Origin of the sequence: Paenibacillus jiangxiensis, from assembly GCF_046098255.1 — a bacterium.
GTDB classification, from domain to species: domain Bacteria; phylum Bacillota; class Bacilli; order Paenibacillales; family Paenibacillaceae; genus Paenibacillus; species Paenibacillus jiagnxiensis.
Genome location: NZ_JBJURI010000002.1, coordinates 187,848 through 203,158, shown reverse-complemented (window position 1 = coordinate 203,158; position 15,311 = coordinate 187,848). Strand labels below are relative to the sequence as shown.

Annotated in this window: 11 protein-coding genes and 1 pseudogene; 3 read left to right on the top strand and 9 right to left on the bottom strand. The window is 48.1% G+C overall.

Annotated features, from left to right (window positions below):
* Positions 1-550: 550 nt before the first annotated feature.
* The 4 genes and pseudogenes from ACI1P2_RS02745 to ACI1P2_RS02730 all read right to left on the bottom strand — a co-directional run bounded on the left by ACI1P2_RS02745 (position 551) and on the right by ACI1P2_RS02730 (position 7,282).
* A complete protein-coding gene (locus tag ACI1P2_RS02745) occupies positions 551-964 on the bottom strand; it encodes a hypothetical protein (protein ID WP_355316613.1) in 414 nt (137 codons plus the stop codon).
* Between the two features lie 26 nt (positions 965-990).
* Positions 991-3,912, bottom strand: coding sequence for an EndoU domain-containing protein (locus ACI1P2_RS02740; protein WP_355316612.1), 2,922 nt, complete (start codon positions 3,910-3,912; stop codon positions 991-993).
* A 558-nt stretch (positions 3,913-4,470) separates the two neighbouring features.
* Positions 4,471-5,262 (bottom strand): annotated as a pseudogene (locus ACI1P2_RS02735) (MFS transporter); the annotation flags it as partial.
* Positions 5,263-5,338: 76 nt separating this feature from the next.
* A complete protein-coding gene (locus ACI1P2_RS02730; RefSeq protein ID WP_355316610.1) occupies positions 5,339-7,282 on the bottom strand; it encodes a glycoside hydrolase family 127 protein in 1,944 nt (647 codons plus the stop codon).
* Positions 7,283-7,523: 241 nt separating this feature from the next.
* Here ACI1P2_RS02730 and ACI1P2_RS02725 point away from each other — a divergent pair, with 241 nt between their 5' ends.
* Positions 7,524-8,399 carry a helix-turn-helix transcriptional regulator gene (locus tag ACI1P2_RS02725; protein WP_355316608.1) on the top strand — a complete coding sequence of 292 codons (876 nt, stop codon included), beginning with the start codon at positions 7,524-7,526 and terminating at the stop codon, positions 8,397-8,399.
* A 349-nt stretch (positions 8,400-8,748) separates the two neighbouring features.
* Here ACI1P2_RS02725 and ACI1P2_RS02720 read toward each other — a convergent pair whose 3' ends face one another.
* The 3 genes from ACI1P2_RS02720 to ACI1P2_RS02710 are packed head-to-tail and all read right to left on the bottom strand — an operon-like array spanning position 8,749 to position 10,930.
* Positions 8,749-9,342: an HAD family hydrolase gene (locus ACI1P2_RS02720; protein WP_355316606.1), complete on the bottom strand. Its 594-nt coding sequence runs from the start codon at positions 9,340-9,342 to the stop codon at positions 8,749-8,751.
* Positions 9,343-9,367: 25 nt separating this feature from the next.
* On the bottom strand, positions 9,368-10,030 hold the full coding sequence (locus ACI1P2_RS02715; protein ID WP_355316605.1) for an HAD family hydrolase: 663 nt from the start codon (positions 10,028-10,030) through the stop codon (positions 9,368-9,370).
* 48 nt (positions 10,031-10,078) lie between these two features.
* The gene (locus ACI1P2_RS02710; protein ID WP_355316603.1) at positions 10,079-10,930 is read right to left on the bottom strand and encodes an AraC family transcriptional regulator; all 852 of its coding nucleotides are present in this window, start codon (positions 10,928-10,930) and stop codon (positions 10,079-10,081) included.
* 175 nt (positions 10,931-11,105) lie between these two features.
* Between ACI1P2_RS02710 and melA the strand changes: the two genes are divergently transcribed.
* On the top strand, positions 11,106-12,404 hold the full coding sequence (gene melA / locus ACI1P2_RS02705) for an alpha-glucosidase/alpha-galactosidase (RefSeq protein ID WP_355316602.1): 1,299 nt from the start codon (positions 11,106-11,108) through the stop codon (positions 12,402-12,404).
* Positions 12,405-12,607: 203 nt separating this feature from the next.
* On the opposite strand, the gene ACI1P2_RS02700 is transcribed toward melA, so the two are convergent.
* Both ACI1P2_RS02700 and ACI1P2_RS02695 read right to left on the bottom strand, forming a co-directional pair.
* Complete coding sequence (locus ACI1P2_RS02700) at positions 12,608-13,075, bottom strand: DinB family protein (RefSeq protein ID WP_355316600.1); 468 nt, start codon at positions 13,073-13,075, stop codon at positions 12,608-12,610.
* 94 nt (positions 13,076-13,169) lie between these two features.
* On the bottom strand, positions 13,170-13,937 hold the full coding sequence (locus tag ACI1P2_RS02695; RefSeq protein WP_355316599.1) for a MerR family transcriptional regulator: 768 nt from the start codon (positions 13,935-13,937) through the stop codon (positions 13,170-13,172).
* A gap of 154 nt (positions 13,938-14,091) precedes the next feature.
* Here ACI1P2_RS02695 and ACI1P2_RS02690 point away from each other — a divergent pair, with 154 nt between their 5' ends.
* A complete protein-coding gene (locus ACI1P2_RS02690) occupies positions 14,092-14,961 on the top strand; it encodes an alpha/beta fold hydrolase (RefSeq protein WP_355316598.1) in 870 nt (289 codons plus the stop codon).
* Positions 14,962-15,311 lie beyond the last annotated feature (350 nt).

Genomic DNA, 15,311 nt, shown 5'->3' with positions numbered 1-15,311 from the left:
CCTTACACATAGGCTGGAAGCCATGTTTGCCTCCTGCGCCGGATTTGAAATCAAGCTTCAGCTATTTAATATTTCTGCTCCACTAAGGTATTTCCTGCTGATGTAACGGAGCGGATAGCATCCTTTTATGTATATGTAAGCGCTTTACAATTATTGTACAAAGCCTGGCCAATGTGGAAAATAAACAGTTTCAACCGATTTATGCAGAATTTCAACCTCTATATAGAAAAGTACCTTTTGACATTCCGCCTGTCTCTTTATAAGGAATATGGCTCAACTGTCACCAATGTACTTGTTCACGCAACTCTCTCGCTTGCTAAGAGTAACCACGAGTTTCCTTCAGAAGCTGTTCATATGTTGCACGGGCTTAGGCAATAGACCACATTTCCTTTTCTGCTTCCTGTGATGGTTGCTGGTTCTTCAATTCATTTGTTGCTGCCTGTTACACGAAAGACCAAAGTTCAAGCGTTAGATTGAAAAAGAACCTTGAAAGGCACGTAGCCAATCAAGGTCTAAAAGTATAATTGCATCCAAATGTGGATTTTAAATATTACGAATGGATTTTTGAAAGGAAATCTTGGAGCATTTTCCTTACTGGTATGCTAGCAGTGGGTAATAAGTCATCTACACGTTGTAGAATCTGGGGGTTACCCAATATCAATTTTTTACTTTCTTGACTTGAATAACTTCTTAACGTGTCGATGCATATCTCGAATAATTCCTCATCATTTGTACTGAACAAAGATATTAGAATGTTAAGTTCTTGTACATTGCACTTATTATCCAAACAATATGCTATTTTTCTTTGCCATTCTATTGGTTTACTAAGCACTTGATTAGATAATTCATCCCAATCACTCGGGCTAAACTCTGAAAGCATCTCGCTTGCTATGACACAGCCATCATCGTACCAAGAATCTACTGTTGTATCAGCAGATAAAAGGTTATCTAGTTCTTTGTACATATTTGATGCCTCCACTTTAATTTGAATTAAAAACCTGATGGGCGCGACGCGTTTATCGTACCTGTTGGATAGCCGCTTGTTACATCATCGCCAACTTTGATTACATCAATCTCTACACCATTAATAGTTGCTCTATGCCAAGTCGCTCCATCCCTCAATCTTGTAGAAATAGCTGGTCTATTACCAACATCAGTTATACTCCTGAGAATTTGTTCATCAGACCATGAATCAGGAAATAGAGTACTCTTTTTGAGTTTGGATATATTGCCGTCAGGGAATTGCTTTGTAAAAACTACATTTTTAGTACCATCAGCATTAGTTGATAATACTTCAACTGCAAAATTATCGTTAGCATTATTGATGCTTGGCGAATGTCCGCCTATTAGTTCATTTTTTGGGGCCTTTCTTTGTCCTTCCAAAATCTTTGCTTCCATCTCTGGACTAATTACTGTTTTTGGAGGAACAACACCTTGACCCGTCCCCCTAGTAATCTGATTACTTTGAGTGCCATGGTTATTTACTCCTGAACCACCCGCTGAAAATCCATTGGCTCTGGGTGGAACACTATTGCCGGTTGGTTTCCCGCCACGGCCACCGCGACCTCCACCAAATCCAATTCCCATCTCATTCTGTAGTGCGCCAGCATAAATGCCGAATGCTTGTATGCCTGATATTTCTTCCCCAGTGTTATAATTCTTACCCTTTAGAGCTGCTTCCATTTCTTTCTGGTACAGACTATCCGTATCAATAGTATTATTTCCTTTGGTTGCTTCATCATAGGCTAAGGTAAGTTGGAGTCCTTTCTGATCTGATAGTCCAGTCTCATCAGTAATAAAAACCCACATGTTGTCTTGCCATACCCGAGTGTACCCACTAGTATCGCTTAGATCCAAGGTCTCCTCCTTTGGAGACGTGTAACGCTCGTGATCCTTCCAGCGCTGTTTAACATCGGCAGGAACCTGCTGATATGCATGAACTATCGCTGTTGATTCCGTCAGCAGGTTCTGAACCAGCCCCAACGGACCGCCAGACTGTGCTATATGTCGTGCACTTGTATACACTTTGCCTAAAATCCACTTATTATAATAGGCGTTTCTAGCTTGCTCGTGTTCATACTGGCTGATTAGCCCCTGCATCGCCAAGTCTGCCAGGTGCTTTAATGGATGCGTTCCTGCTCCCTTGCTGCTGACGCCCCCGCTGGCGCTCCCCGTGCTTCGAACAGGAATAGCTGCGGTTGCCATCAGAACCGCACCTACTGCCACCCCTTCAGGTCCTGCTGTCATCGCTGCTCCCGCCACTGCTCCCATCGCTGGGATCGATCCGAGCAGCTTGGACACCGTGCCCAGCAAGGAGTTAGCTTGCTGTAGCTCGGCGGGTGTCGTCACTTTGGCGGTGACGGACGGGCGGGCCGCAGCGGAAGCGGCGCTTTCCGCTTTCGCAGCTTGTGCCGCTTCATACGCTTTGATGCTCATCAGCGGCGGCTCTGGTACAGGCGGAAGGTCCGCCACATAGACAGGGGCTTTTACCGTGCCTTCCTGATAAATCATCGGCGCGTTCGTATCCGTCTCCCCGTCGAGCACCATGCTGCTGGCTCCGCCTTTTAAATACAGCCCCGTCCCGGCCTGGAGCGATAAGTTCTGCCCTGCATCCAGTTTTACGTTGCCGCCTTTTATCTCAATATCACCCGGACTGCTTACGGTAATGCCGCTGCTTTCGTGCAGCAGAATGGACATTTCACCAGGAGTGGATAGCGTCAGGCTCTCTGCCGCCATCTCCATACCGCTTCCACCCGCATGGCGCCATGCCTTCACCCCCGGCTCCCCTTGCGTATACCGCTGCTGCCGCAGCGAATCGGTCACAAAAGCTTCTGCTTCACGGGCCGTCGGCAGATACAGCTGCACCTGATCCCCGATCTCCGGCATATCATACCAGCCGCTATGTCCTTCCGCCGCATAGCGGGTCGCCACCGGAAACCAGCAGGCGGCAGCCGGGTCCTGCTCAGGGTCAATGTCCAGCTTCACCTGCACACCATCCTGCTGTACTTGAAGCACCTTGCCCATCAAGGTAATGCCGGCAGCCTGCTCATTCTCATAACGGGCATACCGGATATCCTGCTCTGCTTGCAGATCGTATACGGTGTACAGCAGGCCATCCCGCAGCCGGGTCACCACCCGGACAACGACAAGCTCCTTGCCATCCCCAATCGGCAAAGTAACAAAGTCACCCAACGCAAAGTACTGCAAGCTTTCCATGGAGTAAATCATATACGAGCCGTCCCGTTTTCCCTGTGATCCTGCTCCTGGTTCATAAAAAGTTTTGCGCAGACGATAAGAGACCTCCCGCTCCACCTTATACGGCTTCCCTTCCGGCATCCCGAAAAAGATCTTTGGCGAAGCGGCCGTCACCTCGGGCACCAGCACCGACCCAAAGCGGGAAGCAAGGCGCTTCAGAAACGCCCAATCCGTCTCCTGATATTGTAAAACAAAAGCCCCTAACTTGGCATGGTCCGTGACGGTGTCGATCAAATCTCCATACCTGTATTTGCGGACCAGCGCAGTGACCAAGTCGTCATAGGTGCGGTCAACATCCTGGAAAGAGCGCTTTTTCAGCAAAATATCCATCTGATACGAATGCGAAGCGGCCTCCAGCTCGAAGGTATACACCCCGCGCATACACTGCACCGACATGTGTGTGACAAGGCCATGAAACAGCCTTCTTACCGATTGGCCCTGCTCATCGAGTTGGCGTAGAACAATGGGCTCCTCCTCCATACTCTGACCGATACAGGCTGCTCCCTGCTCCTCGGACAACACACCACTAATATGTAAATAAGCGTGCTCGTTGATTGCTCTCGTAATCTTCAACTTTTCGATATGCTGAGGCTGAAAGGGACCATAGAGGCGCAGACTTTCGTACCCGATCCCGTTGTCGTTGTGCGATACACTCAAATGAATTCCTGACTCCTTTCCCCATGACTAGCGGCCTCCCTGCCGCAGCCGTTAGTCCAGTTCCTGCCCGTCATTTTCGATCCGGATACCCACAGTACAGACATGCTTACCTCCATATGTCCATCCAGAATGGGCTGCGCTCCTGGGTAATGAGCTCATCCCCCATCCGCAGCGCCCTGTTTTGCCCGGCATCCGGCTGGTTCTACCCTTGTAAGGCGTCTGTGCTTTACTTGCATCTGCATTGTTAGATGCTGCATGGCTGTTCAGGCGATTTTTGAGGTTAAGGATATGCTCGTCCATGTAGTTCATTGCGTATTCCTTTCATCCAAGAAATGAGTTTATTTTTAAGAGGATATATTTAACATAGGACCTTTTAAAAGTAAGTATCGGACATACCATACTTTTTGTCTATGTTTTTCATTGTTAATAGTTCCCTTTTCCTATGAATATACAGAAATACGAACCCTCGGAAAATAAAAGAACGCAAAACCTGCTCAGCCTAATGAACAGATTTTGCGTTCTTTTCACAATCATCAAAAATGTGTTGTTAATAGAACTCTATACTCTTCTCGCCATTAAATCTTGTTGAATGAAAGTCTCATTCCTTTCGAATCTCTTATAGAAAAACATAGGAATGATGCCAACCAAGAAGATGATAAACGGCAGCCAGATGAAGCTGAGCTGAATTCTGTACAGCGCCACAGGAGTTTGCACGCTCCAGGCAATATAGCCTGTCCGGTCCATCACCCATGCCGGTAATAATCCGCCGACTCCGCTGCCTGCCTTGATACAGAATAGGCTCCCAATGGAGGTCAGAAATCCGCTGGCTCGAATGCCATTTTTCCATTCCCCATAATCCACCGTATCAGACAGCATCGCAAAAGGCATGGAACACGCAAAACCTGAGCCCAGGGCACCGATAATCCAGCCGATGATAATCATGGTCAGGTCCGTGCTTCCCATTAAAATCACAGCTTGTCCCAGAGCAACCAGGATCAGCCTGATGATCATGATCATATATTTGCCCAGTTTTCTGGCGAACAATGGAATCAGAACCATCGAAATCAACTGTATAGAGGTCAAACCATTGATTAAAGGCACCAACTCTTTGCCATCCAGATTATACTGCAAATAATAGACCAGCGTTGACGAACAGATATTCAGACCGATCCAGTAGCACAAGTTGGCTGCTACAACGAGCATCCAGGGCCAGTTGTGCTTGATGGCGGCAAAATTCTAGGTAATGGGAACGGACTTGGTTTTAACCGCTGTATGTACTCTCAAGTCGGCAAATGCGGTGAAAAACATAATGCCAGCCAGCACGCCAAATAAAGCTAGCGTCAAAGAAAATCTGAACAGCAGGGTTCACGCAATCCCGATGCAAAGAACGAAAACATCCGTATTAAAGTACAGCAAATAGTTTGAATTAGGATTCATAAATCCAGACACGCATTTCTCCTTGGGTCCGATTGCACCAGGCGTAATATGGAATGGCAGTGAGGGTCTGAGGAATCCATTCCTGCGGCTCGGAGCTGTATAATGCGGCAGGGCTTTCTACCCGGTAACCCCCTGCGATCAGCTTGACAACTCCGCCCAGCAGGCTTTCATCGAACTCTTCCCTGATCAGGCTGCACTTCGGCAATCTTAACCCTGCCAGGTTTGGTCCATTATCCGCTTCCTCCAGACAGAACACGACCGGGCCGCGCTGGAGTGCAACCTGCTGCTGATTCATGGAAACCAGCGGATGGCTCCGCATTCGTTCCACAGGCATAGCCAGATGTAGAGTGACCACATCCCCATCCTTCCAGGTACGCTGAATCACTGCATAACCTTTTTCCAGATGATCTAATGAAACGGTTTCTCCGTTCACTTTCAGTTCCGCCTTCTTGCACCAGCTGGGTACGCGAAAAGCCCACTTAAACGAAGCCTGCTTTGCTGTCTGAATCGCGAAGCTTAAGTCCGCATTCCATGGATAACGGTGAGTTTGTATAATTTCAACCTCTTGTCCGGACAAAACCAGGCTTGCCTTGCCTGCAATATATAAGTGTGTATACAGGGTGTCCTCCGTCTGGGTGTACACATGATCTTCGACCGACGCGATCATTCGTGCCAGATTGGGCGGGCAGCAGGCGCAGAAGAACCATTTCTGCCGCTCTGTTTTGACATGCTCCTGATCTTTTCTGGAGGATTGAAAAGCATTGGCCTCCAGCGGATTGACGTAAAAGAAACGTTTGCCGTCCAGGTCCATTCCGCTGATCGTGCCGTTATATAACGCCCGTTCCAGAACATCAGAGTATTTGCGGTCAGGTGTTAAGCGCAGCATACGATTAGCCCAGAAGACCAGCCCCACCGAGGCACAGGTTTCGCAGTACATGCTGTCATTAGGAAGATCATACCCGGAAGTGAAGGCTTCCCCATTGACAGCGGAACCGATTCCGCCCGTGATATACATTTTGTGATTCGTGACATCCTCCCACAGCGTTTCACAGGCCTGCAGCAGGGAAGCATCTCCCGTCACTGCCGCCAGGTCCGCCATCGCAATATACAGGTACATCGCTCTCACCGCATGGCCGACAGCCTCTGTCTGCTCCCGAACCGGCTTGTGAGCCTGTTGGTATTCAAAGCCGAGCCCAAAATTGATATGATTATCATCATTCCAGGTAGGCGATGTTTGAATGAGCTTTCTCTTTTCCTGTTCCTCAATAAAATAAATGGGTTCCTGCCCGCGCTGTTCAATAAAATATCGGGCCAGCATAAGATATTGATCCTTTCCGGTCACACCGTATAATTTGATCAAAGCCAGCTCAATTTCTTCATGCCCCGGATAACCTTTTAACTTACCGTCCTCTGTGCCAAACGTCTGCTGAATAAGTGATACATATTTCTCCATGATATGCAGAAGCTTGGTCTTGCCTGTCGTTTCATAATAAGCAACAGCCGCTTCTATAAAATGTCCCGCACAGTACAGCTCATGATTGTCCCGTAAATTCGTCCAGCGATTGCCGGGCTCCTTCAATAGATAGTAGGTATTCAGATATCCATCCTCAGCCTGGGCTCTTCCCAGCAGATCAATCACTTCGTCCGCCCGTGCCTCTAAATCCGGGTTCGGATGATCCCTCAGACTAAAGGCCACCGTCTCCAGCCATTTGGCAAGATCACTGTCCTGGAATACGGTTCCATAATATTCACCGCTTGATTCCCCGGCTGCAATTTTAAAGTTTTCAATGGCATGGCTGGGCTCTGTATCAGGCAATTCATCATTCAATGCTTTCCATTGATAAGGAATAACCTCTTCCGCAACCACCTGCTTGTACTTTTTCCAAAATGAATCATCCACGATAACACCCTTGACTGGCTTTGCTGTTTTCATTGATCAAACATTCCCTCCTTGATAATAGAACGCTTTCATTTCCCGCAAAATAACGATAAAGTAAACATCATACCGACCAGGTTAGCCTGAGCTCTCCTTGCTACAGTGCCTATTTTATCAACCTGAATCTACAAAAAACATCGCCATCTTTAACTAAAACTTATATGATTTCACACATACCCGCATTTTGCAGCCTTCGATTTCACCTGCAAATATGCACGTGATAAAGGAGCTGGTTTGTATGAGCAAAACGGACTTTCTGTCTTTTCTTGTCCCGCCATTGCCCTATTTCATTGAGGGGAACTTTACGACATACCGGAAAGGGGATTGGCACCCGAACCGTTATAACCTGGGTTATTTTGACGTGATTATGATCAAGGAAGGAATGCTGCACATCGGGGAAGAGAACCAGACATGGCAGGTTACTGAAAATTATGCTTTGATTCTGGAACCGGACAAGCACCATTTTCCCATTGAGGCCTGTACGGAGCAAACCTCCTTTTACTGGTTCCATTTTCAAACCAATAGCACCTGGTGCGCGCAAGCCTTACCCAACTTCATTACACCAAGCGCTCCCATTCCGGAGCTGCATTTTCATTCAGAGCATACGACCATTCATTTGCCCAAATTTCAAAAAGTGGTCAATCCGCAGGAGCTGTTTGCCAAACTGGACTACTTGTTAGCCTCCACATTAAAGCCCAGAAAGCTGGCGCTGTGGGAGACTCAGCAAACCTTTGTTAATATTTTCAGCAGCCTGGAGTATGATCAGAGCAGCAAAAACAGCTCTGCCAAGCTGGCAGAGCAGATCGAAATCTATTTAAAGCAAAATTTCAAAAAAACGGTCACCAACAAACATTTGGAAGACCATTTTCACGTGCATCAAAACTATTTGGCCCGGTGCATGAAAGCTGCTTTTCAGCGTACACCGCTTGAATATTTAATGGATTACCGGCTCGAGCAGAGCCGCAATCTTTTGCTGCAAACCGACTGGCCCATTCAACAGATCACGGAAGAAACAGGGTTCTCCCAAGCCAGCTACTTCTCCAGATGCTTCAAAGAAAAATTCGGTGTGTCACCGAAGAATTACAGACAGCAGTATTGGAGGCCAAGCCAATAGTCACTGTTGCCCCCGAATTTATGATTGTATTTTCTTCGAGGCAACCCCATTGGTCAAGCATCGAATTCTAGATTGAGCTATCTGGTGCATTTCTTTGCTAACGTTTGCCACAGCGCTTATTCGGCTGGGAAAACAAAGATTTCCTTTCTAACGGTTGTGCCCGGCCTTATTTAGTCTAAATAGTTCTTTATCTGCGGAAAAACGGGAATTAAGCTCGCTGGCAACCGTTGCATTTGATAACCCCTCATTTTTATCCAAATAGCGTTGTTCACAACCGTTAGAATTCCCCTGCTTTTAAACGCACTCGCACCTATCCCCCGCTCAAGCACCAAAGTCAGTTTTGAGCCGACTATAAGTCCTTCAACATATTCAGCAGATAAGATACCCCCTCCGTCCATTGTCCCTCTGGGTTTGCCAGAACTGCAGTCCAGCCCAGCTCTTTGGCCGGTGCTAGATTCTTCTCCTGATCATCCACATAGATCATTTTTCGGCCGCCCAGTTGTCTGTGAAGCTGGTCAAATGCCCGTTTATCCGGCTTGCAAAATCCCGATTTATCCGAAATATGCATGCTTGTCACATATGGCTCCAACGGCCGGATTAATTCCGTCACCCACTCGGTCCGATGATTGCTTAACAGGTGGATATCAGCGATACCGCTCCATCGGGGCAGCAGCTCGGCGGCAGGCAGCAGCTTCAGATGCTTGTGAATCAGGTGCGGCAAGTCGTGCCTTCCTAATACGGGATACTCCCGGGCAAGCCAGAGCTCGTAATCTGCCACCGATATTTCTCCGCTCCAAAAGGGCTGCCGGATTTCCTGATTGAACTTCTTCTTCAGCTCCTGTGCGCTGCAGCCCGCATGTTCTGCGAGCTCCTGCCAATACATGGGTGAAAGATTCGTCGCAATGACACCGGCAATATCGAGCACCAGATGCGACCTGGACATGAACGTCCCCTCCCCTGCGGTGATATCATAAAAGCTTGAGTAGCTGCTTTAAGCTGGTAATTGAATGCATAGGTGTAACCGTCAGCCCTTCACGCCAAGGCTGGTTCACCTGCAGCCATATTGTCTCCATCCCGGCAGCGGCTGCCCCCTCGATGTCATTTACGGGATGATCCCCGATATAAACACATTCTTCAGGCTTAAGCCCCAGCTGTTCCGCGGCAATTTCGAAAATACACGAATCTGGCTTCTTCACTCCCGCCTCTTCCGAAACTACAATGACATCAAAGCTGCTGCGCAGCTGCAGGCGATCCAGCTTGCCGTACTGCACAGAGGTCTTTCCATTCGTAATAAGCCCGGTTTTGTATTTCGTCCTGAGATGTCCCAATACTTCTCTTGCATCGTCCATAAGCAGTGCGTGTTCAACATACTTCTCCTCATAGAAATGAAGCAGTTCCGTCAATTCAGGTTTACTGCTCCATGGAAGCTCTGTGAGCAGTTCCTCGAACATAGCGTTTTTTTCTTTATACCCGTCCTCATCCAATTCGATTATCCTTTTGACCAGCCCTTCCCTGAAATCTATATGCTGAAAATATGTATCGGTAAAAGAGCAGGCAAAATTGGTAAACGTGGTCGTACGATCCACAAGCGTATTGTCCAGATCAAATATGACAGCTTCAATGGTATTCATAATTGCCTCCTGACCGTTTAAAGTATGAATCAATCTTTCAGTGCCGCTTTACCGCTTCATACGATTTTGCCCCCGGTATTCCGTTGGAGAAAGGCCCGTACATTTGCGAAAAAGCTTGGAAAAATACAGCGCATCCTTAAAGCCGACCGACGAAGCTACCTGTTCTATCGTCAGCGTACCCTCGAGCAGCGATTTGGCCTGCTCCAGCCGAACCTGCATCAAATACTGCTTGGGGGAGCGACCTGTTTTCTGCTTAAAAGCCTTGGAAAGATGCGCACGATGATAACCCAGGCTTTGGGCCATGCCTTCAATGGTTATCGGCTGATGATACTGCAGCGTAATCCAGCGGATCGCTTGCTCGACTTGACGGTCAATATCGGACAAATCCTCCCGTCCGAGTGGGATACGGTTCCCCTCTTTTCCCAGACGATGAAGCAGCAGCCGCAGCCAGCCGGACGCCTCCAAATCCTGCAGCCGCGGTTCGTTGGAATCCTCAAAGCTACGCCGGATACGCCTGTATAAGCTGACTAAGCCGCGGATTGAGGTTTTATGTATGACCGGTTGCCGGGGAGTCAGACCCAGATCCTCCATTAAATCGTGTACCGCTTCCCCTTGAAACGCCGTCCAGATATAATGCCAGGGCTGGCTGGCATCCGCTTCATAGCTGAACAGAACACCCGGGAAAATGATAAAGGTATCCCCTTCACGGCAAATGAGAGACTGTCCGCCGCACTCAAACACACCCTCTCCGCTTATTACCGTATGCATTAAATAGTAGCTGTGGACAGCCGGACCGATTTTATGGGCAGGGTAAGGCTTACCCTCCCCGCTGAATAACACTGCCAGACTCCTGTCCCGGGGAGACAGGTTGATACCAACGGTAAACTCCTCGTGATCCATTGCACCACCCCTCCTGTTCCATCTGCTCATACAACAAAAGTCCATATGCTTCTTGTATTCTTCCATACTCATCGCCGGGGACTTTCTCTATATTATAGCTTGAGCAGAGCAGCTTGGGAGCGCTTTACCTCAACAAAATACAGTTGCGAATACTTTTTAAGAGGAGGAAACAAGCATGGCCAAAATTACATTTCTCGGAGCAGGCAGTACCGTATTTGCAAAAAATGTGCTGGGTGACTGCATGCATACCCCTGCGCTGCAGGGCTTTGAGCTTGCTTTATTTGATATTGATCCGCAGCGGCTGGCCGATTCGGAGCGGATGCTGAACAATTTGAAGCAAAGCAGTGGCAGTACCTGCATCATAAAGTCGTATTCCGACCGCAAGGAGGCGCTGCGTGGTGCCAAATATGTCGTGAATGCCATCCAGGTCGGAGGTTATGATCCTTGCACGATTACCGACTTTGAGATTCCGAAAAAGTACGGCCTGCGGCAAACGATTGCCGACACCGTCGGCATCGGCGGAATTTTCCGCAATCTGCGCACCATCCCGGTGATGCTCGATTTTGCGGCTGATATTCGCGAGGTGTGTCCGAACGCGCTGTTCCTGAACTACACCAATCCAATGGCGGTGCTGACCCAGGTCATGAATACCGAAGGCGGTGTAAATACGGTCGGCCTCTGCCACAGCGTGCAGGCCTGCATTCCGGATTTGTTCAAAGATCTGGAGCTCGACCCCACCGGTGTCCAGTCCAAAATCGCCGGCATCAATCATATGGCATGGCTGCTGGAGGTAACGAAGGACGGAAAAGATCTGTACCCGGAAATCAAGCGGCGTGCGGCCGAAAAGCAAAAGGAGCGGCATCATGATATGGTGCGTTACGAAATGATGCTGAAGTTCGGCTATTACAATACCGAGTCTTCCGAGCATACGGCCGAGTATCATCCCTACTTTATCAAGCAGCGCTATCCTGAGCTGATCGAAAAATTGAACATTCCGCTGGACGAATACCCGCGCCGCTGTGTGAACCAGATCCAGCGCTGGACGGAGATGCGTGAGGATTTGGTCAATAATGCGGATTTGGAGCATACCCGCTCGCACGAATATGCATCTTACATTTTTGAAGCGGTCGAGACAGGTGTTCCTTTCAAAATCGGGGGCAATGTGCTGAACACGGGCCTGATTCCCAATCTCCCTCGGGAAGCCTGTGTGGAAGTGCCGTGCCTTGTCGACAAAAGTGGTGTAACCCCAACTTACGTGGGTGACCTCCCGCCGCAGCTGGCCGCACTTAACCGCACGAATATCAACACCCAGTTGCTGACGATTGAAGCTGCAATTACGGGCAAAAAGGAGCATATCTATCATGCGGCTATGCTGGACCCTCATACGGCGGCAGAGCTTTCCCTGGATGATATTGTTGCGCTCTGTGATGACCTGATTGAAGCGCACGGCGACTGGCTGCCCAAGTTTCACTAATCTGCCCGCCCAAAAAAAGAGGCCGGCCGCGTTGCGGTCGCCTCTTTTTTTCTGAAGATTATAGAATTTATAAGTTTTCAGCGGAGCTGAACAATTCTACTGCTAAAAGCGGTCTGTCTTCTGAGAAGGTACATCGATAATGCTTTTATTATAGCAAGCTTCAACTTTTTTTAGACAAGATGCTTGCTACTGCACGCTTGTTCTTACTGCTGCTTCAATATTTTCACCATGGCGTTGATCATGCCTTCATGGGAGCTTTCGTGCCCATTGCTTAAATGGATCAGTTCGCCAATCGTCCCGGCTTGGGCGAAGTTATCCTTCTTGGCCACAGGTTCATCCAGAATTCCTGCAAAGGTATCGCGGAGACGGGACGGCTGCTCATTAAACAATTGCATAAGCTCTTCCCAGGACGGCGGTTCTCCGATCCAATCTGCCGGCTTCGTCCCAGGCCCGAAGAAAGTGGTATAGCTTTCCGGAAGCGGGATCGGCTTGCCTGCAATACCGTAGATGATCCGGTCAGCCAGGGTAACCACATGGCCGAGCTGCCAGTGGATACTGTTGTTATAGCCTGTCGGAACTACATTCCGCTTGGCCTCCAGAAGCGACTCCAGATGCTTCAGTATTTTTTGGCGGGTACGTTCCATTAAATGAAAAGCGTAGATGTCAGACATTCATTTTCTCCTCCTATGCACGTTCGAAATTGATTAACATCAAGATGTAAATCATTTCATTACACCATCATTATCCGCGTTTTACTTCCCGTATTCAATGCTGCGGGGCATTGTTTTTTTCTTTTTGGTACATAGTTATATAATTCATCAGCTCCGTGATTCCACTGAATTGGTCAAACAGTTGATGGTTCAGTTTGGTCAGCGCCAGATTAAAGGATTGCTCCACTTTGGCATAGCTTTGGGTATCCAGGGTTTCCAGGGTTTCCAGGGTTTCCAGGGTTTCCAGGGTTTCCAGCAGCTCTTTCATATTTTCAATATAATAGACGGTTTTTCTAAGACTGCTGATCACCAGAATTCTCCGCAAGTCCGCTTCGCTAAATATTCTATATTTATTCTCCCGGTTTCTTTTCGCGTGAATCAGCCCCTCCTTTTCCCAATGCCGGATGGCGGAAGCATTAACGCCCGCAATTACTGATACCTCGCGGATGCTCATTGAGTTGGATATTTTTATGTTTTTATACTTGTCAAAGTCAGCATTTTGGATCATCGTCAAAATCTCTTCAGTCTTCATTTTCTCGGATTGAAGTTTATGCTGCTCCGCATTGATCAGCCAAAGCGCCTGCTCATGCTCGCCTGATCTCACTTTCCTCATGACTTCATATGCAACGGGAATCTCATACCCCTTTAGCAGCGAGCGGATCGTAACAAATGCTTGAACATGAATGGCATGGTACAAGCGGTGATTTCCGTTTTTTCTCGGCACCTCAGGGATTAAAGCTTGTTCTTCATATCTCCTTAAGGTGGTTGTGCTTACTTTCAACTGGTCGGCAATTTGCTTCGGGGTATATGTCGTATTGTCCATTTTCCAACCCTCTCATTAAAGTAAAACCCTCAAGTGCTACATTAACATACAAATCTGCAAATCCTGAAACTATCGGGCATCTCAATCGCATGAACCGAAATATTGCATGAATGTTGTATGGTAGGAGTATAAACCGATCAAGAGGAGTGATCACTTGAAGAAAATTGTAACACTGCATGACGGTTCGGCACTGGAAGTCGGTTTGACGGGGGACAGCTCCGCTAAAGTGATTATGCTGCCGGGAGCTAAAAAAACCGTTTACGGAGATGAAGCTGAGAGCCTGGCCAAGTGGGGCGTAGATCCCGAAGCCGGGAAGAAGCTGGTTGAGGAACTTTCGGACAAGTTCCGGGTCCTGTATTTTGATTATGAAGACCATCTCTTTGCACATCCCCGGCCTGATCAACTCACAGCGGACAGTGTGGTAACGGATTTTTTACGGATTGCTGATGAGATGAATGTTGAGAGCTTCAGCTACTATGGGTACTCATGGCTGGCTCTGACAGGGCTGCAATTGGGGGTCAGAAGCGGCAGATTGGAAAGCCTGATCATGGGCGGTTACCCGCCGTTTGAAGGACCTTATCGGGAAATGCTGATTGTAACCCAAAAGGCATACGAACAGACCTTAAATACTTATGAGCATTCTGGAAAAGGACTGAACGCCGGGACTTCTCCTGAAGAAATCGATTGGGATACAGTACAAGTAAGCACCAATTCGGCCCAAACGAAACAGTTCGTTACGCTGTACCAAAGTCTTACAGATTTTGATGACAGAAAGGTGCAGCATCTGCTGTCCATACCGAAGCTTGCTTTTGCAGGAGACAAGGATTCGATTGTGTACGGAGATAATTTCGGAGGGGTAACGGTGGACATCGCCGGATTATTGCAAAAACATAAAGCTAAGTTACAACGCGCGGGCTGGGATGTAGAGATGCTAACTGGGGATGGCATGGATCACACCAAAGCTATGCAGCCGGCTGAAGTGCTGCCGTTAATCAAGCCTTGGCTGATCGATAAACTGTTATAGCTTGATAGCAGTGGGCTTAAAGGGCCGGATCATCCCGGCTCCTCTCGTTAAATATCAGAAGGCATCCGCCGCGTTATCATAAGTCCAGCAGATGACCGTAGCGCTGTCTCTCGCGTCATGGGAGCGCGCATGTTCCAGAGCTTCTTTCACACTATCATCAGGCGTCCGTGGATTCATAAAGACATCGTATATATTTTAATCTGAACTGGCCAAATTCGGCCAAATCGGGATGCAGTAAATAGGCCATGCAATCGCCTATCGACAGCCACCATAGAAATTGTTTTTTCTGAAAAACAATAAGGCATGAGGTTTCGCCACAATTGTCAGGAATAATTTTACATCCCCTAGAT

What these genes read in the sequence shown, in the direction of transcription:
- ACI1P2_RS02745 (WP_355316613.1), bottom strand. Translation starts at nt 964, where the DNA reads ATGTACAAAGAACTAGATAACCTTTTATCTGCTGATACAACAGTAGAT.
- ACI1P2_RS02730 (WP_355316610.1), bottom strand. Translation starts at nt 7,282, where the DNA reads ATGAAAACAGCAAAGCCAGTCAAGGGTGTTATCGTGGATGATTCATTT.
- ACI1P2_RS02725 (WP_355316608.1), top strand. Translation starts at nt 7,524, where the DNA reads ATGAGCAAAACGGACTTTCTGTCTTTTCTTGTCCCGCCATTGCCCTAT.
- ACI1P2_RS02720 (WP_355316606.1), bottom strand. Translation starts at nt 9,342, where the DNA reads ATGTCCAGGTCGCATCTGGTGCTCGATATTGCCGGTGTCATTGCGACG.
- ACI1P2_RS02715 (WP_355316605.1), bottom strand. Translation starts at nt 10,030, where the DNA reads ATGAATACCATTGAAGCTGTCATATTTGATCTGGACAATACGCTTGTG.
- ACI1P2_RS02710 (WP_355316603.1), bottom strand. Translation starts at nt 10,930, where the DNA reads ATGGATCACGAGGAGTTTACCGTTGGTATCAACCTGTCTCCCCGGGAC.
- melA (WP_355316602.1), top strand. Translation starts at nt 11,106, where the DNA reads ATGGCCAAAATTACATTTCTCGGAGCAGGCAGTACCGTATTTGCAAAA.
- ACI1P2_RS02700 (WP_355316600.1), bottom strand. Translation starts at nt 13,075, where the DNA reads ATGTCTGACATCTACGCTTTTCATTTAATGGAACGTACCCGCCAAAAA.
- ACI1P2_RS02695 (WP_355316599.1), bottom strand. Translation starts at nt 13,937, where the DNA reads ATGGACAATACGACATATACCCCGAAGCAAATTGCCGACCAGTTGAAA.